Source organism: Streptococcus sp. SO4, from assembly GCF_030440055.1.
Classification (GTDB): domain Bacteria; phylum Bacillota; class Bacilli; order Lactobacillales; family Streptococcaceae; genus Streptococcus; species Streptococcus nidrosiense.
The window spans coordinates 111763-134820 of the sequence record NZ_JAQFJI010000006.1 but is presented as its reverse complement, the minus strand read 5'-3'; the positions used below and the strand labels follow the sequence as shown (position 1 = coordinate 134820).

Here is a 23058-nt window from a genome sequence, read left to right as displayed (position 1 = left end):
AAAGAAAGGCTTCTAAGGTAGACATAGAAGCTTTTGTCCTGATTCTTAAGCAAGTTGTTTGAGTTTACCTGGTTGGAAACCAGAGAAAACTTCTGTTGGTGTCTGAATAATAGGAGCAGCACTAAAGCCAAGCTCTTTTACTTGATCAATGTATTCAGGTTGTTCATCAAGATTGATTTCTTTATATTCAACATTATTACTGTCTAAAAAACGTTTCGTCATTTTACATTGGACACAGTTGTTTTTAGAATATACGGTTACCATTTCTGTAACTCCTCTTTAAAAATTTATTACTTTCTTAGTATATCAGAAAAAAAAACTTTGTCAACTTTCTAAAACTAAATCTTGTGTACTTATTTTACTGATTTTACTAACAAACACAATATATAGTGTAATATTGAGAAACAACGACAGAAAAATCAATGATTTCATTATAGACAACTTAACAAAAACTACATACTGTGTTTTGCTAAATTTAATAGAAGATTTTCAGCAAGTTATCTGAAAGGAAATTGAAGAAAGTCCATAAAATACTTGAAAAATATCAATGAAGGTGATATAATACTAAATTGTAAGGGTTATCAGATATGTAACTCAACAAGAAAACTATTAAAGGAGAGTCAAACTATGGCTTCTAAAGATTTCCACGTAGTGGCAGAAACAGGTATTCACGCACGTCCAGCAACATTGTTGGTACAAACTGCTAGCAAATTTGCTTCAGATATCACTCTTGAGTACAAAGGTAAATCAGTTAACCTTAAATCTATCATGGGTGTAATGAGCCTTGGTGTTGGTCAAGGTGCTGACGTTACAATCACTGCTGAAGGTGCAGACGCTGATGACGCTATCGCTGCTATCTCAGAAACAATGGAAAAAGAAGGATTGGCATAAGGAAATGACAGAAATGCTTAAAGGAATCGCAGCATCTGACGGTGTTGCAGTTGCAAAAGCATATCTACTCGTTCAACCGGATTTATCATTCGAGACTGTTACAGTCGAAGATACAAATGCAGAAGAGGCTCGTTTGGATGTTGCTCTTGAAGCTTCTCAAAACGAGCTTTCTCTTATCCGCGAGAAGGCTGTAGGTACGCTTGGTGAAGAAGCGGCACAAGTATTTGACGCCCACTTGATGGTTCTTGCTGACCCTGAATTGATCGGTCAAATCAAAGAAACTATCCGTGCTAAAAAAGTGAATGCAGAAGCAGGTCTGAAAGAAGTTACAGACATGTTTATCACAATCTTTGAAGGCATGGAAGACAACCCATACATGCAAGAACGTGCAGCGGATATCCGCGACGTAACAAAACGTGTATTGGCTAACCTCCTTGGTAAAAAATTGCCAAACCCAGCTTCTATCAATGAAGAAGTAATCGTGATTGCTCACGACTTGACTCCATCTGATACAGCTCAATTGGACAAAAACTTTGTTAAAGCTTTTGTAACAAACATTGGTGGTCGTACAAGTCACTCAGCTATCATGGCTCGTACACTTGAAATCGCTGCAGTTTTGGGTACAAACAATATCACTGAAATCGTTAAAGATGGTGACCTACTTGCCGTTAATGGTATTACAGGTGAAGTGATTATCAACCCTACTGAAGAACAAGCGGCTGAGTTTAAAGCAGCTGGTGAAGCTTACGCTCAACAAAAAGCTGAGTGGGCACTCTTGAAGGATGCTCAAACTGTCACTGCTGATGGTAAACACTTCGAATTGGCAGCAAACATTGGTACTCCAAAAGACGTTGAAGGTGTTAATGACAACGGTGCAGAAGCTGTAGGTCTTTACCGTACAGAGTTCTTGTACATGGATTCTCAAGACTTCCCAACTGAAGACGAGCAGTACGAAGCATACAAGGCTGTTCTTGAAGGAATGAACGGTAAACCAGTTGTTGTCCGTACAATGGATATCGGTGGTGACAAGGAACTTCCTTACTTCGATATGCCACATGAAATGAACCCATTCCTTGGATTCCGTGCTCTTCGTATCTCTATCTCTGAAACAGGAGATGCAATGTTCCGCACTCAAATCCGTGCTCTTCTTCGTGCCTCTGTACACGGTCAATTGCGTATCATGTTCCCGATGGTTGCGCTTTTGAAAGAATTCCGTGCAGCTAAAGCAGTCTTCGATGAAGAAAAAGCTAACCTTCTTGCTGAAGGTATTGCAGTTGCGGATGACATCCAAGTTGGTATCATGATCGAAATTCCTGCAGCAGCTATGCTTGCAGACCAATTTGCAAAAGAAGTTGATTTCTTCTCAATTGGTACAAACGATTTGATCCAATACACAATGGCGGCAGACCGTATGAACGAACAAGTTTCATACCTTTACCAACCATACAACCCATCAATCCTTCGTTTGATCAATAACGTTATCAAAGCAGCTCACGCTGAAGGTAAATGGGCTGGTATGTGTGGTGAAATGGCTGGTGACCAAACAGCTGTTCCACTTCTTGTCGGAATGGGCTTGGATGAGTTCTCTATGTCAGCAACATCAGTACTTCGTACACGTAGCTTGATGAAGAAACTCGACACTGCTAAAATGCAAGAATACGCTAACCGTGCTCTTACTGAATGTTCAACAATGGAAGAAGTTCTTGAACTTTCTAAAGAATACGTTAACTTCGATTAATCAATTACAAATCCTTGTAGCTTTTAGCTATGAGGATTTTTTCTTCTATTTTGTAGAAAACTCCATCTGTAAAATTTATCAAAAATATGGTAAAATAGACAAGGGAAAAAACAAGGAGGCTACAATGCAAAATAGACCAATCATTATCGGAGTAACAGGTGGATCTGGAGGAGGAAAGACAAGCGTATCTAAAGCAATCTTGTCGCATTTTCCAAATGAAAAAATCTCTATGATTGAGCATGATTCCTACTATAAAGATCAATCTCATCTAACCTTTGAAGAGCGTATTAAGACCAACTATGACCATCCTTTTGCTTTTGATACTGATTTGATGATTGAGCAAATCAAAGAGTTGTTGGCAGGTCGTCCAGTTGATATTCCTACCTATGATTATGCTGCCCATACTAGAAGTTCTAAAACCTACCGTCAAGAACCTCAGGATGTCTTTATCGTAGAAGGAATCTTGGTTTTGGAGGACAAACGACTTCGTGATTTGATGGATATCAAGATTTTCGTAGATACAGATGATGATGTTCGTATCATTCGCCGTATTAAACGTGATATGGAAGAACGTGGTCGTAGCCTGGATAGCGTTATTGACCAGTATCTTGGTGTGGTAAAACCCATGTATCATCAATTTATTGAGCCAACAAAGCGTTATGCAGATATCGTTATTCCAGAAGGAGTAACCAACACAGTAGCTATCGATTTGTTGACAACAAAGATTGAAAAGATTTTAGAAGAAGCACGTCTAGCCCAATAATAAGTAGATAAAAGGCTATGGGAAAGTAATTATTTTTCCAAGATTGAAGCCTTTTCCCATATTGGTGAGTCTTTACAATCAAGTTTTTCGATAGTTTCGTCAAAGGGACTTTTAGGAGTCTGTAATCTTAATTAAATACAAAGTCAGTTACTTAGGGCAAATAAAAATCGAGGCCGGGATTTTCCCGACCTCTTATTTTTTGATTTTTTCAAGTCTCGGAACAATAACTAGGGTAAGTATTGCTGAGATTATGAGTTCTGCAATAGAATTTGTTGAGATAACAGTAGCTAATAGTTTTTGGATATTTCCGTCAAAAACATTTCCAAAGAGGAAGAAGATTCCGCCTAGTACAAATACAGTATTTGTGAGGGAACCGAGTGCTCCAGCGAAGATAAGCCCCGCCTTGTTTTTGAGGAGTTTATAGACAAAGTATGGAGTTAAACCAATAAGGATGCGTGGTACAATCGCAATAACTAGGGAGTAGATGTTACCGTTTGGTACAAATGGAGAGAAAAGGTAGCTGGTTGGGAGAATTGTGATTGTATTGACTGTCAAACTAATCATCCCCATCAAGAAACCTAAGATGGCTCCAATCCGTGGCCCGTAGATGATACTAGCAATGATGACTGGAATATGGACAATGGTTGGTTTAATTGGAAATGGCAAGACATTAAAGACAATAGAGCTCAGCAGATGAATGACGATCATGCTGGCAAAAAAGATAGCAATTGGAGCAATATTAGAGCGTTTGTTCATGAAGTTTTTCCTTTATCTGTTGTAAAATAGTATCAAGATCAGCAAGAGCACCCCGTCCTACATCGCCACAGGCCAGTAGGGACTCTTTTGGAGCAATAATTGTATAACCATAAGTTTCCAAAGTATTTAGGTTTGTTTGAGTTGCTGGATGGTCATACATTTTGGTATTCATAGCAGGTGCTACTAGTTTTGGAATATAGTGGGGCAGGGCAAGAGCAGTAGCAGTTACCATATTATCAGCCAAACCGTACGCGACTTTCGCAATCGTATTAGCGGTTGCAGGGGCAAGGATAAACAAATCTGTTTCTTTGCCAAGCTCGATATGATTGACTTTATCGGGATAAGGTTCCTGCATAAGATCGAGATGTACGGTATTTTGAGATAAGACTTGAAGAGTTAAAGGTTGAATAAAAGCAGTCGCAGCCTGGGTCATAAGTACAGTAACAGAATGCCCCTGTTTCTTCAAGTTACTAACCAAATCAGCAGCCTTGTAAGAGGCGATAGAGCCTGTCACAGCGAGTGTAATACGAGCCATAATTTTCCTTTCTAACGATCAAATCCTTGAATTTTTTCCACTAACAAGTCAGCAATTTCTTGTTTGCTGGCAGCAATCTGATAATCTTTTTCCTCTACTAGATAAGCCAGGTGTTGATCAGCATTAATCTGAGTGAGGTCATTAGCGACAATCAAATCAGCTTGATTCTTTTCAAGACTTTCTCTAGCGATTTGAATCAGATGCTCCTTAGTAACATCGACAAGCAGTTTAAAGCCAATGAGATGGATACTTGGATTCCATTCTTTAACAAGAGAGATGATCTTTGGATTTTTCTTAAGAAATAGGACTTGCACCTCATCCTTAGAAGAGATCTTTGTTTCCATATTTTTCTTATGCAAAAATTCATTTAAATCTTGACTTGCTCGAACTTGGTCAAGACCAGTCATGTAAACAGGACTATAGTCAGAGACTGCCATGGAATGAATCAAGACTTGATAATCAGGTACAATCCGTTTCATCTCTTGAAGTAAATCGGAAGTGTTTTTGATTACAATCATAGTCAAATTCGGGTGTAGTTCTGGTTTTAGTGCTTGTTGCGTAGTAATCAGACAAACTTGGTGACCAGCCTTTAGTAAAGTCTCAGTTATTACTTTACCAAGTCTACCAGTAGAGTGATTGGTAATGGAGCGAACTCGATCTATTGCCTCGCTTGTACCACCAGATGTAACTAAAATTTTCATAGAACTATTGTACAAAAAAATGAACAGTAAGTAAAATGAAAGCGATAAAATATAACTAAACTTTATAACTATATTATTATTGACAATTAATTTAAGATATAAGATAATTATTTTAGTTATAGATGAAAAGGGGAAGCCGTTATGGACTTTTTTAAGTTTGCAGATAATATGGTTAAAGAAGCTAGTAAAGTAATTGATGATGCTAGTAAGACAACTAGTAGCGTACTTAATGAAGCTGGAAAAGCTTTAGATAGCGCTGGGAAAGTTACAGGAGATTTATTATCAGATTCTGTAAAAGTAATAGGAGATGTATCAAATAAGATAGGAAATGTTGTTTCAGACGTTTCAGGTCAAGCTGCTACAGTAGCGAATGATACTGTTCAACAAGTAACAGAGGTTGCATCTGGCACGCTTAATCAAGCTGGTAAAGTTGCAACGGAAGCAAAATCACAAATTGATTCAATAGATCTTTTTAATGGTAAACTAAGGTCCGAAGCCGTTGAGAACTATCATGAATCTATTCAAACATATAATGAAAAAGCCACAGATCTAACGAATAAATCGACTGAGCTTTATAAAAGTAGAGACAAGGCGATCAAAGTTGTCAAAATCATTGAAGAAAGAATTAGTAAATTAGCAAATAAACCGAAAGAATTTGAAACAAAATTAGACGAAATAATTGTTGAAATACAGAATTTCGAAGATAAGCAGTTAGCTATTACTCAGGCAATCAAAGAAGCAGAATTAGCCAGCGGTAGTACGGCAGCTACAGCTTCTTTAAGTGCTTTAGGTGTGACAGTCGCAACTTTAGGTCCTACTGCAGCTATGGGAGTTGCAACTACTTTTGGTGTCGCATCAACAGGAACAGCAATTTCTAGCTTGACAGGTGCAGCAGCAAATAGTGCGGCATTAGCTTGGTTAGGTGGAGGAAGTCTAGCAGCAGGCGGAGGAGGTATGGCTGCTGGCAATGCCTTTTTAGCCATGGTGGGCCCTGTTGGTTGGGGGATTGCTGGCTTAATGTTAACAGCGTCTGTCGGAGCAGGTGTTTTTGCTAATAAAAAAAATGAAGAAGTAGCTAAAGAAGCGCTTGATGAACAAAAGAAAATTGAGTTATTAATTAGACAAACTGATAAATCAATAATAGAAATTAGTGAATTAATTAATTTAATTGAAAAGCAAACTGAGGAGATTTATTTAGCTAATCTTTCTTTAATTGGAAAAGATTATAACTTATTTACAGATGATGAAAAGTATCAAGCAGGTAGTTTAGTAAATTCAACCCTCTCACTTACTTCGATGATTAATAAGGAAATTAAAATAAATGATGAATCAGGCTGTTAATAGAGCATTTTATCAAGGGATAGGTGCATATGTCAATTGTTTAAACAACTTGAGAATTCAAGACTTACAAATTGCTATGAAAATGATTGATGATGAAGCTCGACATGTCATTTTAAACAAGGACAATGCCTCTAAAATCTTAAACTATGCTAGAAATAACATTGAAGACGTTATTCTAAAGAATCGTGGAGGTGAATACGGCGGTCACGGTTTTATTGCTGAATTTGCAGAAGCAGGAATTGTGAATGCGAGAAGAGCTTTTGAAGGATTAAATCCTATTGTAAAAGTATTGAATGATAATGGACCAGCCGATTTATTAATTGGTAGAAATACCATTCAAATGAAGTTTTATAATAATTTACGTGATGAACTATGTCAATCTTTTCATTACAGTAAAAAAATGAAAATGATGTTTCCAAAAGATCACGTGTTAGTATACGAAAAAATTATGGCTGGCGCCAAAGAAGTTGAATTTAATGGTAAAAAATTGTCTATTAAACAAATTACTGATATACGACAAATGATCAATGATATTACCGAAAGAAAGGGACTTACTTCATATAAATCTTGGATGAAATCATCTGTTCTAAATTATGATGATGCTCAAAGAAATTCAATTAATAAAGTATTAGACTTAGAGAAAATAAAAATTGATAAAAAGGTCAAAGTAAAGCGGAGAGAATTAGCTAAGAAGAAAATTCTTGCCAAAAAAAATTCTTTACCAAATTTAAGAGAAGCTAACAAGATTGCAAAAAATACTTTTCTTTTACAAGGTGGTTTAGCATTAATGTCAGCTGTGTATGGGAAAAACAAAGAAGGAAAAACAATTTTTGAATTTGAACAATCAGATTGGTTAGACTGTGGATTAGAAACAGTGGAAGGTGCGGTAAAAGCTTCTATATCAGGTTACGCGATTTATGGTCTCACTAATGTTTTTAAAATGAGTGCTCCTTATGCAAGTGCGTTTGTAACAGCAAGTTACGGCATGGTAGATATTATTACTAAACTTAGAACAAATGAGATTACTGAGGATGAATTTATAAATTTTATAACTATCAATACATTGGATACAACATTAGCGACAATTGGTTCATGTGTTGGTCAAACACTTATTCCTGTCCCTGTCTTAGGAGCAGTAGTAGGTTCAATTGCTACTTCAATAATTTGGGAAATAGGCAAAGGGATTTTAAGTGATAGGGAACAGGAATTAATTCAAAATTACAGGGAAAACTTAGATAACCATATCAAAAACTTAGATGATAAATACAAGATTATTTTTAATGATATTATAGATAAATATCATAAACTAGGACGATTACAGGATTACTCTTTTGATTTATCTATCAATATACGTCTTCGTTTTGAGTATTCAATTGAATTAGCTGAGCAAATAGGAGTTTCTAATAGTCAAATTCTACACAATTTATCAGAAATTGATAGCTACTTTTTGAATTAGTCGAAATCTTAATCTATAGTTAAAACTTATAAAGGCATATAAAAATTTAAATAGTGGGCGGTAAATCCTTTGATGTCGCTATATTTACGAACGTTATCAAGCTTTTTGTCTGTTAAAAATCTTGTTTTGTGTTATAATGAATTAACACATCAGAGGTTAGAGGAGTTCATTATGAAAACAGATATTGAAATTGCACAGAGTATTGATTTAAAACCAATTGTTGAGGTCGTTGACCAATTTGAGATTTCTGCAGACGATTTGGAATTGTATGGAAAGTATAAGGCTAAACTTAGCTTTGATAAGATTCGTGAGGTTGAAAGTAATCCAGTCGGTAAATTGATTCTAGTTACTGCTATCAATCCAACACCTGCTGGTGAAGGAAAATCAACTATCACTATCGGACTTGCTGATGCTTTGAATAAGATTGGTAAGAAAACCATGATAGCTATCCGCGAACCTTCTCTTGGTCCAGTCATGGGTATCAAAGGTGGTGCTGCTGGTGGTGGTTATGCCCAAGTTTTACCAATGGAAGACATCAACCTTCATTTTACTGGAGATATGCATGCTATTACAACTGCAAACAATGCTCTCTCTGCCTTGATTGACAATCATTTGCACCAAGGAAATGAGCTTGGAATCGACCAACGTCGTATTCTCTGGAAACGCGTAGTGGACTTGAATGATCGTGCTCTTCGTCACGTGACAGTTGGACTTGGTGGTCCACTTAATGGTATTCCACGCGAAGATGGATTTGATATCACTGTCGCATCAGAAATCATGGCTATTCTTTGCTTGGCAACTGATATTGAAGATTTGAAACGTCGTTTGGCCAATATCGTTATCGGCTACCGTTATGATCGTACACCTGTTTCAGTTGGTGATCTACAGGTTGAAGGTGCCTTGGCATTGATTTTGAAAGATGCTATCAAACCGAACTTGGTTCAAACCATCTATGGAACACCTGCCTTTGTACATGGTGGCCCATTTGCCAATATCGCACACGGATGTAACTCTGTCTTGGCTACAACGACAGCCCTTCACTTGGCAGATTACACAGTGACAGAAGCAGGTTTTGGTGCAGACCTTGGTGCTGAGAAATTTCTGGATATCAAAACTCCAAACTTGCCAACTGCGCCAGATGCAGTAGTGATTGTTGCAACACTTCGTGCTCTTAAGATGAATGGTGGGGTTGCTAAGGACGCGTTGACAGAAGAGAATGTAGAAGCAGTTCGTGCTGGTTTTGCTAATTTGAAACGCCACGTTGAGAATGTCCGTAAGTTCGGTATTCCAGCAGTTGTTGCAATTAACGAATTTGTATCTGATACAGAAGCTGAAATCGCAGCTTTGAAAGAACTTTGTGCTTCAATCGATGTTCCAGTTGAATTGGCTAGCGTATGGGCTGATGGAGCAGAAGGTGGAGTAGCTCTAGCTGAAACTCTCGTCAAAACGATTGACGAAAACCCAGCTAACTATACACGTTTGTATGACAATGACCTTTCAGTACAAGAGAAGATTGAAAAGATTGTCACTGAAATCTATCGTGGAAGTAAAGTAAACTTCGAGAAGAAAGCTCAAACTCAAATCGCACAAATCGTACAAAATGGTTGGGACAAATTGCCAATCTGTATGGCTAAAACTCAATACAGTTTCTCAGATAATCCAAATGCTCTTGGAGCCCCTGAAAACTTTGAAATTACTATTCGTGAATTGGTACCAAAATTGGGTGCAGGCTTCATCGTTGCTCTTACTGGAGATGTGATGACCATGCCTGGACTTCCAAAACGACCAGCTGCTCTCAACATGGATGTTGAAAGTGATGGAACAGTTCTTGGATTATTTTAATAAGAAAATTTAAAGACAAGCTCAATATTGAGTTTGTCTTTTTGTTATTATTAAAAAATCTCCTAGAGATAACTAGGAGATTTTAGTTTTTATTTCATAGTTGGGAAGAGCAATACATCACGGATAGTGGTTGTATCTGTGAGGAGCATGCAGAGACGGTCGATACCGATTCCCAAACCACCTGTTGGTGGCATACCGTATTCAAGTGCTTCGATGTAGTCGTAGTCAATGCCAGTCGCTTCGTCGTCACCAAGCTCTTTGGCTTTGGCTTGAGCTTCGAAACGGCTAAGCTGGTCGATTGGGTCGTTCAACTCAGTAAAGGCATTTCCGTATTCTTTAGTCATGATGAAGAGCTCAAAGCGGTCTGTAAAGCGCTCATCTTCTGGATTTTTCTTAGCAAGTGGTGATACAGCTACTGGGTGACCGTATACAAATGTTGGTTGAATCAATGTTTCTTCAACGTACTCTTCAAAGAAGGCATTGATAATGTGTCCAACTTCAGTATAGTGTTTTTCAACAGGAACATTCTTTTCAGCTGCAATAGCTTTAGCTTCTTCCAAAGTCATGTCTTGCCAGAAGTCTACACCAGTAATTTCTTTGATTGCATCCACCATGTGTACACGTTTAAATGGTTCATTGATCTTGATTTCAGTTCCTTGATAGATAACTGGACCGTCGCCTTTAACAGCTTTAGCAGCGTGTTGAATAATACCTTCAGTTAAGTCCATGATGTCTTGGAAGTCTGCGTATGCTTGGTAAACTTCGATAGAAGTGAACTCAGGGTTATGTGTAGCATCCATCCCTTCGTTACGGAAGATACGGCCAATCTCATAAACGCGCTCCATACCACCAACGATAAGACGTTTCAAGTGAAGTTCAGTCGCGATACGAAGCACCATATCAATGTTTTGAGCATTGTGGTGTGTGATAAATGGGCGAGCAGCAGCCCCACCGGCCTCGTTGTGAAGTACAGGTGTTTCTACTTCAAGGAAACCTTGAGCATCGAGGTAGCGACGGATTTCAGAAATGATTTTTGAACGTGTGACGAAGCGGTCAAAGCTTTCACGGTTAGAAATCAAATCAAGGTAACGTTTACGGTAGATTGTTTCAACGTCTGAAAGTCCGTGGAATTTCTCAGGCAATGGACGAAGGGCTTTAGACAAGTGCGTGATATGAGTCGCCTTGATAGAAAGTTCTCCCATATCTGTACGCATCACTTCACCTTCGACACCAAGGAAGTCTCCCAAGTCAGCCTTTTTAAAGATTTCGTAGTTTTCTTCACCAACAGCGTCTTTACGAACGTAGATTTGAATTTGACCTTCGCGGTCTTGAAGGTGAGCAAATCCAACTTTACCTTTACCACGTTTGGTAACAAGACGACCTGCAATAGTAGCAGTCTCGTTCAATTCGTGTAATTGTTCCTTATCGAGGTCAGCATATTTATCTTTTAATTCTTGTGAGTTAGCAGTGCGTTCAAAGCGTTTACCGAATGGATCGATTCCTTGTTCGCGGAGCGCAGCCATTTTTTCACGGCGAACGATCTGCTGGTCATTTAGTTCTTCCATATGTTCTGTTGACATGGTTTCCTCCTAGTTTTTACTCAATTCTTGATACGATGAGTCTTTTTTGCGATACTCCCATTTTATCATAAAAGTCAAATAAATTCACGGATATTCTACAAAATCTAAAAAGAACTTAACAGCGATTGTTAAGTTCAGTTCTAATTCTGATAAGAAGTGTCGTTCCATTCCAAAAGCTTGAAGTTTTTAAAGTCTTCTGTTTCGACAATAGTCACACTGGCATTTGCTAGACCTCCATCTTTTCTAAGTAGTGGAGTATCATATCCTAAAAGAGTTCGAATACTGGCTGTGAGATTGGCCCCGTGACCAACAATCATAACATGTTCAAAAGGTTTGGACTCTAATGATTTGATAAATTGAATGGTTCGTTGAGTTGTTTGATAGACAGACTCTGCTCCAAACATAGTCGAATCGAATTTTGCTAGATTGGTACGAAAAGCTTTTAATTGCTCGGGATAGATGCCTTCCAAGGTTGCAAATTTTGCACCTTCAAGTTTTCCAAGTTGCCATTCTCTTAGTGAGGGGATTTCTTCTAATGGACAGCTGTTTTTCAGTTGACTTTGGATAATTTGAGCAGAAGTTTTAGCACGAGGAAGATCACTAGAATAAATCACATCAAATGAAGTTTCCTGAAGATATTGGCCTAATTTTTTTAAGGTTTCAATGGATTCCTCAAGGAGTGGAGAATCCCCACTCGCTCCTTGAAAACGTCCCTCCAGATTCCAAAGTGTTTTACCGTGACGAATAAAATAGAATTTCATGTGTTACTTGCCTCCAAGATGTCTGCAAATTCAGCTTTAACAAAGGATGCTAGATCTTGAGGATTGATAATGATACTATGACCAACTTCCCCTGCGGAAACAATCATTTCATTCAGTTGAAGAGCAGTTTGGTCGATAAAGATAGGATAGTTATGTTTTTGACGGATTCCAACTGGATTATTGGCACCGTGGATGTAGCCTGTTGTTTTTTCTAGGTCTTTTTGTGGAATCATGCTGACTTTCTTATTACCAGAAATCTTAGCAAGTTTCTTTTCAGAAAGATGTTCAGTGATAGGCACGATTCCAATAATTGGTCCAGTTTTATCTCCCAGAAGTGCTAGAGTCTTAAAAATCTGACTCTTTTCATAACCTTGAGGCATTTCACCTTCCAAGGCATTAATTTGAATACCTGTATGGTTTATTCCTGCCTTTGTTAAAATTTGTTGGACCAAGGTTTTCTTGACTTTTACTTTTTTTGCCATTATTTATACTTATCCTCCAATTGACTCATCCAGATTCCCAACCAAATCCCTAGGGCAAAGAAGAAAGCAATCAGTACATATGAAACTAGTGACAAACCACTGTAACTAATACTTTCAGCATTGCCAGCGTTTGGAATAAGGATCAAGAGTGTACTTGATAGTACGATCCCAATGATAAAATGATACACACGTGAGTGATAAAGGCGAAGAGCATAGTCCATGAATTTAGAGAAAATAATCAGAGTGATAAGAAGCCCAATCCCAATTGGTAAGAAGGTTCCAAACAAATCAAAAGTCTTAAACCCTGTTAACATAGGGCCATAAAGGCCAAGAATCAAGAGAAGATTGGAAGGACTAAGCCCTGGAACCAAAATACCAAGCGCCAACAAACAACCAGCTAGTGTAAAGTTTAGGAAGCTTGCAGATAGAGAACCAACTACAAAATTCAAGGCATAGAGGGCGATACCTGAAATGATGAAGGTTGTCCAAAACCATATGTGGTCAACCTTATCTCTATCAGAGTCACGAGTTGATTCTTTGACAAGACTTGGGATGGTACCAATGATAGCTCCAGCAAAACTCCACAATACGTACACTTGATAATTCTCTAAAAGATACTCGATTGGATAGGAGAAAAGTCCGATACCTAGAAGCATCCCAATACCGACAGGAAGGAAAAAGAACACATCTTCTTTTAAATTCTTAAAAGGATGGGCAAGAAAACGAATCATTCTCTCATAAATTCCCAAGATAGCAGCCAGAACGCCACCAGAAATCCCTGGTAGAATGAAACCTAGGGCGATTACAATTCCCTTAATAATTTTTGATAACCATGATAACATAGAGGTCCTCCGAGATTCATATTCTATAAAGATAAAACAGTGATTTAATACTGAAAAATAAAGAAAAGCAAGCAGAAAGCAATGTCTGACTTGCTTATTGTGATAGTGATTAAGGATTTAAAAACAATTTTCTAAAGGTTTCTTCCTTGTTCTTTGATGAAGAAATAAGGTTCAAATCGAGGTGATGTTCAAATCCGCCAAGATTTCCATGTGAAGTGTATTGGTGTAGGTCATAGCTAAGATCTGTTTTCGGAGCACTCTCATAGTAACCTGCGTTGGTTCCATAGGAAGGTATCCAGATTGCTGAGTAATTATCAACGCTGATACTATGTTCCTCCATAAAGTAAACACCAACATAGATACCGATATTTTTTGCACCCAATGAAGCTAATTTAGCACGAAAGGCCTCAACACCCTGGTTCATGTCAGACATAGTCTTGTCTTCAACATCCAACCAATAGTAGCTAGGATTATAGGGAGAAGCAGCGTTATAAAAGGCTTCAGCAGCTTTTTCCATTTCTTCGACATTTTTACCAGCTACATAGGCATAAACAGCGACTGGAATATTCCGTTTTTGAAATTCTGTGATGTGTTCTTTATAAGCCTTATCAACCCCATTTTTAAATGAAGCATCGTTTTCAACAGAAGCTTGAGCTCCACTATGAACCCGAACGATTGCACCTGAAATATTTTGAGTTAAGGTGTCATAATTGATCTCTGATGGTCTTTGCCAGCCAGAAACATCAATAATCGGCTTGTTGATATTATGTAAAGCTTGAGTTTCTACTTGAACTGGATTTTGCTTTGTTTTGACTGGATGGTCTTCAAACTTGGGTCTATTGATGATTAAAATACCCACGAGAGTAGCTAATACAGTAAAAATAAAAACAGGATTTATTTTCTTTCTCATACTTTTATAGTGTATCGTAAATGGTGAAAAAAATCAAAAAAAATACTCGAAATCATCTAGAGAATGCGATGTTTTAAAGCATTTGCCCTCTTTGGTGTTTGAAAAAGCAAATTTATGATATAATATAAGGGAATTTCTATAGAAAAGAGAAAAATATGGCAAATTATGCAGTTATTTTAGCAGCGGGTAAAGGTACTCGTATGAAATCAGATCTACCAAAAGTCATGCACAAGGTTGCAGGAATTTCAATGCTTGAGCATGTTTTTCGTAGCGTAGGGGCCATCAATCCTGAAAAAACAGTAACGGTTGTTGGTCATAAGGCAGAACTTGTGGAGCAAGTTTTAGCTGGTCAAACTGATTTTGTAAGACAGTCTGAGCAATTAGGAACTGGTCATGCAGTTATGATGGCTGAGCCAATTCTTGAAGGACTTTCTGGACAAACATTGGTTATTGCTGGTGATACACCACTCATTACTGGTGAAAGTCTAAAGAACTTGATTGATTTCCACGTTAATCACAAGAACGTAGCAACAATCCTAACTGCAGAAGCTGAAGATCCGTTTGGTTATGGGCGTATTGTTCGTAACGAGAATGCTGAAGTGCTTCGTATCGTGGAGCAGAAGGATGCGACTGATTTTGAAAAACAAATCAAGGAAATCAATACAGGAACTTATGTCTTTGATAATGCTCGTCTCTTTGAAGCTTTGAAGAATATCAACACCAACAATGCCCAAGGCGAATACTACATTACTGATGTCATCGGCATTTTCCGTGAAGCTGGAGAAAAAGTCGGAGCCTATACTCTGAAAGACTTTGATGAAAGTCTCGGAGTTAATGACCGTGTTGCCCTTGCGACAGCTGAAGGCATCATGCGTCGCCGTATTAACCAAGCCCATATGGTCAATGGAGTTAGTTTTGTGAATCCTGAAGCTACTTACATTGACATCGATGTTGAAATTGCTCCAGAAGTTCAAATTGAAGCGAATGTAACCCTCAAAGGTTCTAGTAAGATTGGTTCAGAGACCGTTTTGACAAATGGAACATATATTGTTGATAGTACTATCGGATCAGGGGCAGTGATTACTAATTCGATGATTGAGGAAAGTAGTGTTGCTGATGGTGTTACAGTTGGACCATATGCTCATATCCGTCCAGGCTCAAGCCTTGCGAAAGATGTGCATATCGGGAACTTTGTTGAAGTCAAAGGTTCAAGCATCGGTGAAAATACAAAAGCTGGTCATTTGACTTATATTGGTAACTGTGAAGTTGGTAGTGATGTCAACTTTGGTGCTGGAACGATCACTGTAAATTACGATGGTCAACACAAGTTTAAAACAACTATTGGCAACAATGTTTTTGTTGGATCAAATTCAACCATCATTGCCCCAGTAGAACTTGGAGATAACTCTCTTGTTGGGGCAGGTTCAACCATTACTAAGGATGTTCCAGCTGATGCCATTGCTATTGGACGAGGTCGTCAAGTCAATAAGGATGAATATGCAACTCGCCTCCCTCATCATCCTAACAATAAATAGGAGCTAACGATGGAATTTGAAGAAAAGACGCTTAGTCGTAAAGAAATCTATAAAGGACCAATCTTCCAATTGGTTCAAGACCAGGTTGAACTACCTTCTGGAAAAGGTAGAGCGCAACGTGATTTGATTTTCCACAATGGAGCAGTTTGTGTCCTTGCAGTTACTCCAGAAAATAAGATTGTTTTTGTTAAACAATATCGCAAGGCGATTGAAAAAGTCTCTTATGAAATTCCTGCAGGTAAACTGGAAATTGGGGAGAATGCAGATCCAGAAGCTGCAGCACTTCGTGAATTAGAAGAAGAAGCAGCCTATACTGGTAAATTAAGCCTTCTCTATGATTTTTACTCTGCGATTGGATTTTGTAACGAGCGCTTAAAACTTTACTTGGCAAGTGATTTGACAAAAGTTGAAAATCCTCGTCCTCAGGATGAAGATGAGACTTTAGAGTTACTTGAGGTCAGTCTGGACCAAGCTAAAGAACTGATCCAGTCAGGTGATATTTGTGATGCCAAGACTATCATGGCTATTCAGTACTGGGAATTACAAAAAAATAGTGGAGGAGCCCATGGGTAAACCTTTATTAACAGATGAAATGATCGAACGTGCTAATCGAGGAGAGGACATCTCAGGTCCTCCCTTGCTAGATGATGAGGAAACTAAGATTTTACCGACTTCAGCTCAGAATTTTGGCTATTCACGAACCAAAGATCATGGTTTTAGCCAAGATACACTGACCATCGAAGTTGAACCTTCTATTCACAAAAGTCGTCGGATTGAAAATACTAAGAGAAATGTCTTTAATTCTAAATTAAACAAGATTCTTTTTGCAGTTATTTTTCTCTTGATTTTGTTAATTTTAGCAATGAGATTTATTTAAGGGGTCTATCATGAAAATTGGAATTATTGCAGCTATGCCAGAAGAGCTAGTTTACTTGATTCAACACTTGGACGAAGCCAGTGAAGAAAAGGTTCTGGGAAATAGCTATCATACTGGTAAGATTGGTTCTATTGAGCTTGTACTTGTAGAGAGTGGTATTGGTAAAGTCATGTCTGCGATGAGTGTCGCTATCTTAGCGGATCACTTTCAAGTCGATGCAGTGATTAATACTGGTTCTGCTGGTGCAGTGGCAAGTGGAATCGCAGTAGGGGATGTAGTGATTGCAGACAAACTTACCTACCACGATGTTGATGTGACTGCTTTTGGTTATGAATACGGTCAAATGGCTCAACAGCCTCTCTATTTTGAATCAGACAAAAAGTTTATCAGCTTGATTCAAGAGAGTTTGTCTAAACTGGACCAAACTTGGCATTTAGGTTTGATTGCGACAGGAGACAGTTTTGTTGCTGGAGAAGATAAAATCAAGGCCATTAAAGAGCATTTCCCTCAAGTTCTTGCTGTAGAGATGGAAGGGGCAGCCATTGCTCAAGCAGCTCAGGCTTTGAACCTTCCTTTCTTAGTCGTTCGTGCCATGAGTGACAATGCCAACCATGAAGCATCCGTTTCCTTTGATGAATTTATCGTAGAAGCAGGGCGTCGTTCTGCCCAAGCCCTAATGACGCTTTTGCAGTCTATAAAGGATTAATAGAAAAATTACTAAGAACACTCATCCAGTGTTCTTTTCTTGTCTAATCTTCTAAAGTAATCAGAAGGCTCCTAAGAAAAGTTATTTTCAAACTTTTTTGATATAATAGAAACATTGACTTGAAGAATAAGGAAGAGAGAATGAACGATTTATTAAAGGGAATGAATGACCGTCAAGCCGAGGCCGTTCAAACCACAGAAGGACCTTTGCTGATCATGGCGGGGGCGGGATCTGGTAAGACTCGTGTTTTAACCCACCGTATTGCCTACTTAATTGATGAAAAGATGGTCAACCCATGGAATATCTTGGCCATTACCTTTACCAATAAAGCGGCGCGTGAAATGAAGGAGCGTGCTTATGGACTCAATCCAGCTACTCAGGATTGTTTGATTGCGACCTTCCACTCTATGTGCGTGCGTATCCTACGTCGCGATGCGGACCACATTGGCTATAATCGCAATTTCACGATTGTGGATCCAGGGGAGCAGCGGACTCTCATGAAACGCATCCTCAAACAGTTAAACTTGGATCCTAAAAAATGGAATGAACGGACTGTTTTGGGAACCATTTCCAATGCTAAGAATGATCTGATTGACGATGTTGCTTATGCTGCCCAGGCAGGAGATATGTACACTCAAATTGTAGCTAAGTGTTATACGGCCTATCAGAAAGAACTTCGTCAGTCAGAGTCGGTGGACTTTGATGACTTAATCATGTTGACCTTGCGTCTCTTTGATCAAAATCCCGATGTTTTGACTTATTACCAACAGAAGTTCCAGTACATTCATGTTGATGAGTATCAAGATACTAACCATGCTCAGTATCAACTCGTTAAACTCTTGGCTTCTCGTTTCCAAAATATCTGCGTAGTTGGGGATGCTGACCAGTCTATCTACGGTTGGCGTGGTGCTGATATGCAGAATATCTTGGATTTTGAGAAGGATTATCCTAAGGCAAAAGTTGTTTTGTTGGAGGAAAATTACCGTTCGACCAAGACCATTCTCCAAGCAGCTAATGATGTCATCAAAAACAATAAAAATCGCCGTCCTAAGAATCTCTGGACTCAAAATGCGGATGGGGAACAGATTGTCTACTATCGTGCTAATGATGAACAAGACGAGGCTGTCTTTGTTGCTAAAACCATCGATGAACTTGGTCGAAGCCAAAACTTCCTTCACAAGGACTTTGCAGTTCTTTACCGTACCAATGCCCAGTCTCGTACCATTGAAGAAGCTCTGCTCAAGTCCAATATTCCTTATACTATGGTCGGTGGAACTAAGTTCTATAGCCGTAAGGAAATCCGTGACGTTATTGCATATCTGAATCTCATTGCCAATTTGAGTGATAATATCAGTTTTGAGCGGATTATTAATGAACCTAAACGTGGCATTGGACCAGGAACAGTAGAGAAAATCCGTGACTTTGCCAACCTACAAAATATGTCGATGCTTGATGCTTCAGCTAACATCATGTTATCAGGGATTAAAGGTAAGGCAGCCCAGTCAATCTGGGATTTTGCCAATATGATTCTTGATTTGCGGGATCAACTGGATCAATTAACCATTACTGAGTTAGTGGAAGCAGTCTTGGAAAAGACAGGCTACGTAGATATTCTCAATGCGCAGGCGACTTTGGAAAGCAAGGCTCGTGTTGAAAATATCGAAGAGTTCCTTTCTGTTACCAAGAATTTCGATGATAATCCAGATAATCAAGAAGAGGAAACTGGCTTGGATAAGCTCAGTCGCTTCTTGAACGATTTGGCCTTGATTGCAGATACGGATACAGGTAGTCAAGAGACATCAGAAGTAACCTTAATGACGCTCCATGCGGCAAAGGGATTAGAGTTTCCAGTTGTCTTCTTAATTGGAATGGAAGAAAATGTCTTTCCACTTAGTCGTGCTGCAGAAGACATGGATGAACTAGAAGAGGAACGCCGTCTAGCCTATGTCGGTATCACGCGCGCAGAAAAAATCCTTTATCTAACCAATGCTAACTCACGCTTGCTGTTTGGTCGAACGAACTATAATCGCCCAACACGCTTTATCAATGAGATTAGTTCAGATTTGTTAACTTATCAAGGTTTGGCGCGTCCTGCTAATAGTAGCTTCAAAGCATCCTATAGTAGTGGAGGTGTTGCCTTTGGTCAAGGCATGAGCCTAGCTCAAGCTCTACAAGATCGTAAACGCAACGCAGCACCAAGATCAATTGAATCAAAAGGACTACCTTTTGGACAGTTTTCAGCTGGTTCTACATCGGCTTCTAGTGAGACAACCTGGTCTATTGGTGATATTGCCCTTCATAAAAAATGGGGTGAAGGAACTGTGCTGGAAGTTTCAGGCAGTGGATCTACTCAGGAATTGAAAATCAATTTCCCAGAAGTCGGCCTCAAAAAACTCCTAGCCAGTGTAGCACCGATTGAGAAGAAGTAAGTTTTCTAAACGAATAAGATTCCCTCTTGCAATAGCAAGGGGGAATTTTTTTGATGCTCTTATCACAAGATTGTGATAGTTTACAAGTTTTTAACAAATAGCTTTTTAAACTTCACTATCTAAAAAATAGTGTATAATTGAAAATGTTTTTGAAAGGAGAAGAAAATGAGTGAAAAACAAATGAAAACATTAGGTTGGATTGCAACCTTTATGTCTGTTATGATGTATATCTCATATATTCCTCAAATTATGAATAACCTTGCGGGTCAAAAAGGAAACTTTATCCAACCAGCAGTAGCTGCAATTAACTGCAGTCTTTGGGTATATTACGGACTCTTTAAAAAAGAACGTGATATTCCTTTGGCAGCAGCCAATGCACCAGGTATTGTTTTTGGAATTATTACCGCATTGACAGCTTTATTCTAAAACATAAAGTAAACTCTTCTTCGTATCTAGTTATGAGGGAGAGTTTTTCTTTATCCTAAATTCCTAAAAAAACATGATATAATACTATTAGAAAGGTTGGTGTTTATGGCTAGAATACTTATCATTGAAGATAATAATGAGATTCAAGAAATTTTGAAAACTCTTCTTTCTAAGGAACACGAGGTGATTCAAGCTTTTTCTGGTACTGAAGGAATGATTCGATTTGAACAAGGTGGCATTGATCTAATCTTGCTAGATATTATGCTTCCGGGAAAAAATGGCGATCAAGTTTTAAAAGCCGTTAGAAAAGATAGCTCAGTTCCTGTCATCATGCTAACTGCCCTAAGCGATAAAAAGCTCATCAGTCAATATCTCTTAGATGGTGCTAATGATTATATTGTGAAGCCTTTTGATTTGGATGAAGTTTTTGCGAGAGTTACGGTACAATTACGTCAAAATAGTGACAAGCAAGCAGCTGAAATCGAAAATGCTGACAAGTTGATTCAACAGTTAAAAAATATTCAATTTGATGCAGATAGTTTTGAAATCAAAAATAGCCAGGAAACTATTCGCCTAGCTAAGAAAGAATGTTTGATACTCCAAACCTTACTGGGACATCCTAAGAAAATTTTTACGAAAGAAGAACTCTATGAATTGGTCTGGGAGGATACTTATTTACCAGGCGATAATACTCTCAACACTCATTTAAGTAATCTCCGTAAAAAATTAGGCCAACTGGATCCAGAGCAAGAGTATATTGAAACTATCTGGGGAGTTGGTGTTCGGTTAAAAGGAGATGAGCGATGATTTATATTTTACTATCTTTGATAGTGCTGGTCATTATCCTATTGACGATATGGTTGATTCGCTATCATCTAGCACTCGTTAACTTGAGCCAACAGATTGAAGATAAGATTCTGACTGGAAGTATGAAGAGAATCGGAGTGTCAACTTTCTCCAAGGATTTTTTACATCTTTACCAGCAAATCAATCATCTCTTTCAAGAAGTTGAGCAGTCACGCTTGATTATGAAACGTGAAAAGCAGACTTTAGACATGGCTATTAGCAATATTGCACATGATATTCGAACGCCCTTAACGATTGCATCGGGTTATACTCAGCAATTGCTTAAAACAGAAAATCCTGAGTCTGAGAGTTTGAAAAAAATTTCCCATCATCTCAATCAAGTTTCAAAACGTTTAGAGGCTCTTTTGGACTATCGTCGGTTAATGGAAGGAGCAGTTAAACCTAACTTATCTGAGTTAGAAGTCTCGACATTTATGACGCAAAAATTGCTGACCTATTATGATTCTTTTCAAACGGCAAAGATTGACCTTGATTTGCAAGTAGAACCTGGTTTGTATTTACTGACAGATTCGGATTTATTAGACCGTATGTTGCAAAATCTCATTGGCAATGTTTTAAAACATGGTAAGGATGAAGCGAGATTTTCTTTGAAGGAAGTGGACAATCACATTTGTTTGGAAATTTCAAATCTGGTCAAACAACCCATTCGCAAAATTGAAAATCTCAGTCAGCGATTTTACTCTGAAAATCTCTCAGATACAGAAGAATCCTCTGGTTTAGGTCTTTATATTACTGAAGAACTATCCCATCTCCTTGGAGCAGAACTACAACTAAGTACAGACGGTGCCTGGTTTACAGTTAAGATACTCTTTTAAAACAAGGAACCTCCTCTTTTTGAACAGAGGAGGTCATTTTTATAAGCTTTTCTTTTTGAAAACAGCAAGTCCACTAATGGTAAAGAATAGAATAACAGTTACTGTAACGATAATGGTGTATAGAACAGCCTGACTATAGGCAGTCATGGCATAGGCAACATTTAAGGATAAATAGCGTAAAATTTCGATATCTGGAAAGATAAGCATCGGCGTTGAAAGCAAGATAGAACTGATTAAATACCCGATAAAAACAGCCAGATAAGAATGCGTCACATAGAGAATGAAAGAAATAATGGAAAGCCAAGCAAGAAGGCAGAGAAATTGAAGACCAATCGTTAGAAGGAGATTGCCAATAAATCCTTCTGGCATCGTTCCTACCCCGTTTAGGATAGTTGCTGGTACGAAAGCAATAACTAGGCTAATAAGAATTTGCATTAGAGCGATACTGGCTAATACAACAGATTTGGCTAGGAAGAATTCTGTACGAGAAACCCCCACTGTCAAACTGTTTTTATAGAGTTTTCCGATAAGGTCAACTCCCAGAACGAGGCAAGCAAGGATAATACAGAGAAAAACGAGGTTTGAACCTTGACTAGATGCGTTAATCAGGGCTTGCACACCATTCCAACCTTGGGTTGGAATTTCTGATTCTGGGGGCGTTGTATCAACTGACATTAGATGTCCTGTAGCCCCAATAGTAGCTCCCATTAACATGAGTGCAAAGAGAACAATCTCTGTAATCCAAAAACCTTTGGAACGGAAAAGACGGTAAAAGTCTGCTTGAATTGTATGAATCATGATCTTC

The 23058-nt window shown here is 38.4% G+C and carries 24 protein-coding genes; 14 read left to right on the top strand and 10 right to left on the bottom strand.

Features of this window, described 5'->3' with window-relative positions:
- Window positions 1-45: 45 nt before the first annotated feature.
- A complete protein-coding gene (nrdH, locus tag PCY08_RS05260) occupies window positions 46-264 on the bottom strand; it encodes a glutaredoxin-like protein NrdH (RefSeq protein ID WP_000259242.1) in 219 nt (72 codons plus the stop codon).
- Window positions 265-627: 363 nt separating this feature from the next.
- On the opposite strand from nrdH, the gene PCY08_RS05255 reads away from it, so the two are divergent.
- From PCY08_RS05255 to udk, 3 genes are all read left to right on the top strand, one after another.
- A complete protein-coding gene (locus PCY08_RS05255; protein WP_000146952.1) occupies window positions 628-891 on the top strand; it encodes a phosphocarrier protein HPr in 264 nt (87 codons plus the stop codon).
- A gap of 4 nt (window positions 892-895) precedes the next feature.
- Window positions 896-2629, top strand: coding sequence for a phosphoenolpyruvate--protein phosphotransferase (ptsP, locus tag PCY08_RS05250; RefSeq protein WP_301559670.1), 1734 nt, complete (start codon window positions 896-898; stop codon window positions 2627-2629).
- Between the two features lie 124 nt (window positions 2630-2753).
- Window positions 2754-3392: a uridine kinase gene (gene udk, locus PCY08_RS05245; protein ID WP_007555045.1), complete on the top strand. Its 639-nt coding sequence runs from the start codon at window positions 2754-2756 to the stop codon at window positions 3390-3392.
- 192 nt (window positions 3393-3584) lie between these two features.
- On the opposite strand, the gene PCY08_RS05240 is transcribed toward udk, so the two are convergent.
- Genes PCY08_RS05240 through PCY08_RS05230 form a run of 3 tightly spaced genes read right to left on the bottom strand, consistent with a single transcriptional unit; the run spans window position 3585 to window position 5384 of the window.
- A complete protein-coding gene (locus PCY08_RS05240; protein ID WP_001042711.1) occupies window positions 3585-4148 on the bottom strand; it encodes an ECF transporter S component in 564 nt (187 codons plus the stop codon).
- A complete protein-coding gene (coaC, locus tag PCY08_RS05235) occupies window positions 4132-4683 on the bottom strand; it encodes a phosphopantothenoylcysteine decarboxylase (protein ID WP_301559669.1) in 552 nt (183 codons plus the stop codon). Before coaC ends, PCY08_RS05240 begins: the two co-directional genes overlap by 17 nt.
- A gap of 11 nt (window positions 4684-4694) precedes the next feature.
- Window positions 4695-5384: a phosphopantothenate--cysteine ligase gene (locus tag PCY08_RS05230; RefSeq protein ID WP_301559668.1), complete on the bottom strand. Its 690-nt coding sequence runs from the start codon at window positions 5382-5384 to the stop codon at window positions 4695-4697.
- 141 nt (window positions 5385-5525) lie between these two features.
- On the opposite strand from PCY08_RS05230, the gene PCY08_RS05225 reads away from it, so the two are divergent.
- The 3 genes from PCY08_RS05225 to PCY08_RS05215 all read left to right on the top strand — a co-directional run bounded on the left by PCY08_RS05225 (window position 5526) and on the right by PCY08_RS05215 (window position 10023).
- Window positions 5526-6725, top strand: coding sequence for a hypothetical protein (locus tag PCY08_RS05225; protein WP_080936322.1), 1200 nt, complete (start codon window positions 5526-5528; stop codon window positions 6723-6725).
- Window positions 6706-8181, top strand: a complete 1476-nt coding sequence (locus PCY08_RS05220; RefSeq protein WP_045763901.1) for a hypothetical protein — start codon at window positions 6706-6708, stop codon at window positions 8179-8181. The genes PCY08_RS05225 and PCY08_RS05220 overlap by 20 nt, the downstream gene beginning before the upstream one ends.
- A 171-nt stretch (window positions 8182-8352) precedes the next feature.
- Window positions 8353-10023 carry a formate--tetrahydrofolate ligase gene (locus PCY08_RS05215; RefSeq protein ID WP_301559667.1) on the top strand — a complete coding sequence of 557 codons (1671 nt, stop codon included), beginning with the start codon at window positions 8353-8355 and terminating at the stop codon, window positions 10021-10023.
- An 89-nt stretch (window positions 10024-10112) separates the two neighbouring features.
- Here PCY08_RS05215 and lysS read toward each other — a convergent pair whose 3' ends face one another.
- The 5 genes from lysS to PCY08_RS05190 form a co-directional block, all read right to left on the bottom strand.
- Window positions 10113-11603 (bottom strand): lysine--tRNA ligase, encoded by a 1491-nt coding sequence (gene lysS / locus PCY08_RS05210; RefSeq protein ID WP_301559666.1) that lies wholly within the window; start codon window positions 11601-11603, stop codon window positions 10113-10115.
- Window positions 11604-11743: 140 nt separating this feature from the next.
- Window positions 11744-12364 carry a histidine phosphatase family protein gene (locus PCY08_RS05205; protein WP_301559665.1) on the bottom strand — a complete coding sequence of 207 codons (621 nt, stop codon included), beginning with the start codon at window positions 12362-12364 and terminating at the stop codon, window positions 11744-11746.
- Window positions 12361-12846, bottom strand: coding sequence for an aminoacyl-tRNA deacylase (locus tag PCY08_RS05200; RefSeq protein WP_301559664.1), 486 nt, complete (start codon window positions 12844-12846; stop codon window positions 12361-12363). Before PCY08_RS05200 ends, PCY08_RS05205 begins: the two co-directional genes overlap by 4 nt.
- Complete coding sequence (locus tag PCY08_RS05195) at window positions 12846-13688, bottom strand: DUF368 domain-containing protein (protein ID WP_301559663.1); 843 nt, start codon at window positions 13686-13688, stop codon at window positions 12846-12848. Before PCY08_RS05195 ends, PCY08_RS05200 begins: the two co-directional genes overlap by 1 nt.
- A 109-nt stretch (window positions 13689-13797) precedes the next feature.
- The gene (locus tag PCY08_RS05190; protein WP_301559662.1) at window positions 13798-14598 is read right to left on the bottom strand and encodes a glycoside hydrolase family 25 protein; all 801 of its coding nucleotides are present in this window, start codon (window positions 14596-14598) and stop codon (window positions 13798-13800) included.
- A gap of 155 nt (window positions 14599-14753) precedes the next feature.
- On the opposite strand from PCY08_RS05190, the gene glmU reads away from it, so the two are divergent.
- The 8 genes from glmU (at window position 14754) to PCY08_RS05150 (ending at window position 22253) form a co-directional block, all read left to right on the top strand.
- A complete protein-coding gene (glmU, locus tag PCY08_RS05185) occupies window positions 14754-16133 on the top strand; it encodes a bifunctional UDP-N-acetylglucosamine diphosphorylase/glucosamine-1-phosphate N-acetyltransferase GlmU (protein WP_301559661.1) in 1380 nt (459 codons plus the stop codon).
- Window positions 16134-16142: 9 nt separating this feature from the next.
- Window positions 16143-16706, top strand: coding sequence for an NUDIX hydrolase (locus tag PCY08_RS05180; protein WP_301559660.1), 564 nt, complete (start codon window positions 16143-16145; stop codon window positions 16704-16706).
- The gene (gene macP / locus PCY08_RS05175) at window positions 16699-17010 is read left to right on the top strand and encodes a cell wall synthase accessory phosphoprotein MacP (RefSeq protein ID WP_049548947.1); all 312 of its coding nucleotides are present in this window, start codon (window positions 16699-16701) and stop codon (window positions 17008-17010) included. Before PCY08_RS05180 ends, macP begins: the two co-directional genes overlap by 8 nt.
- A gap of 10 nt (window positions 17011-17020) precedes the next feature.
- The gene (locus PCY08_RS05170) at window positions 17021-17716 is read left to right on the top strand and encodes a 5'-methylthioadenosine/adenosylhomocysteine nucleosidase (protein WP_049548948.1); all 696 of its coding nucleotides are present in this window, start codon (window positions 17021-17023) and stop codon (window positions 17714-17716) included.
- A gap of 140 nt (window positions 17717-17856) precedes the next feature.
- The gene (pcrA, locus tag PCY08_RS05165) at window positions 17857-20145 is read left to right on the top strand and encodes a DNA helicase PcrA (RefSeq protein WP_301559659.1); all 2289 of its coding nucleotides are present in this window, start codon (window positions 17857-17859) and stop codon (window positions 20143-20145) included.
- Between the two features lie 165 nt (window positions 20146-20310).
- Window positions 20311-20571: a SemiSWEET family transporter gene (locus tag PCY08_RS05160; protein ID WP_045614887.1), complete on the top strand. Its 261-nt coding sequence runs from the start codon at window positions 20311-20313 to the stop codon at window positions 20569-20571.
- Between the two features lie 105 nt (window positions 20572-20676).
- On the top strand, window positions 20677-21378 hold the full coding sequence (locus tag PCY08_RS05155) for a response regulator transcription factor (protein WP_301559658.1): 702 nt from the start codon (window positions 20677-20679) through the stop codon (window positions 21376-21378).
- Window positions 21375-22253 carry a sensor histidine kinase KdpD gene (locus PCY08_RS05150; RefSeq protein WP_301559657.1) on the top strand — a complete coding sequence of 293 codons (879 nt, stop codon included), beginning with the start codon at window positions 21375-21377 and terminating at the stop codon, window positions 22251-22253. The genes PCY08_RS05155 and PCY08_RS05150 overlap by 4 nt, the downstream gene beginning before the upstream one ends.
- A 39-nt stretch (window positions 22254-22292) precedes the next feature.
- On the opposite strand, the gene PCY08_RS05145 is transcribed toward PCY08_RS05150, so the two are convergent.
- Complete coding sequence (locus tag PCY08_RS05145) at window positions 22293-23051, bottom strand: ABC transporter permease (protein WP_301559656.1); 759 nt, start codon at window positions 23049-23051, stop codon at window positions 22293-22295.
- Between the last annotated feature and the right edge of the window lie 7 nt (window positions 23052-23058).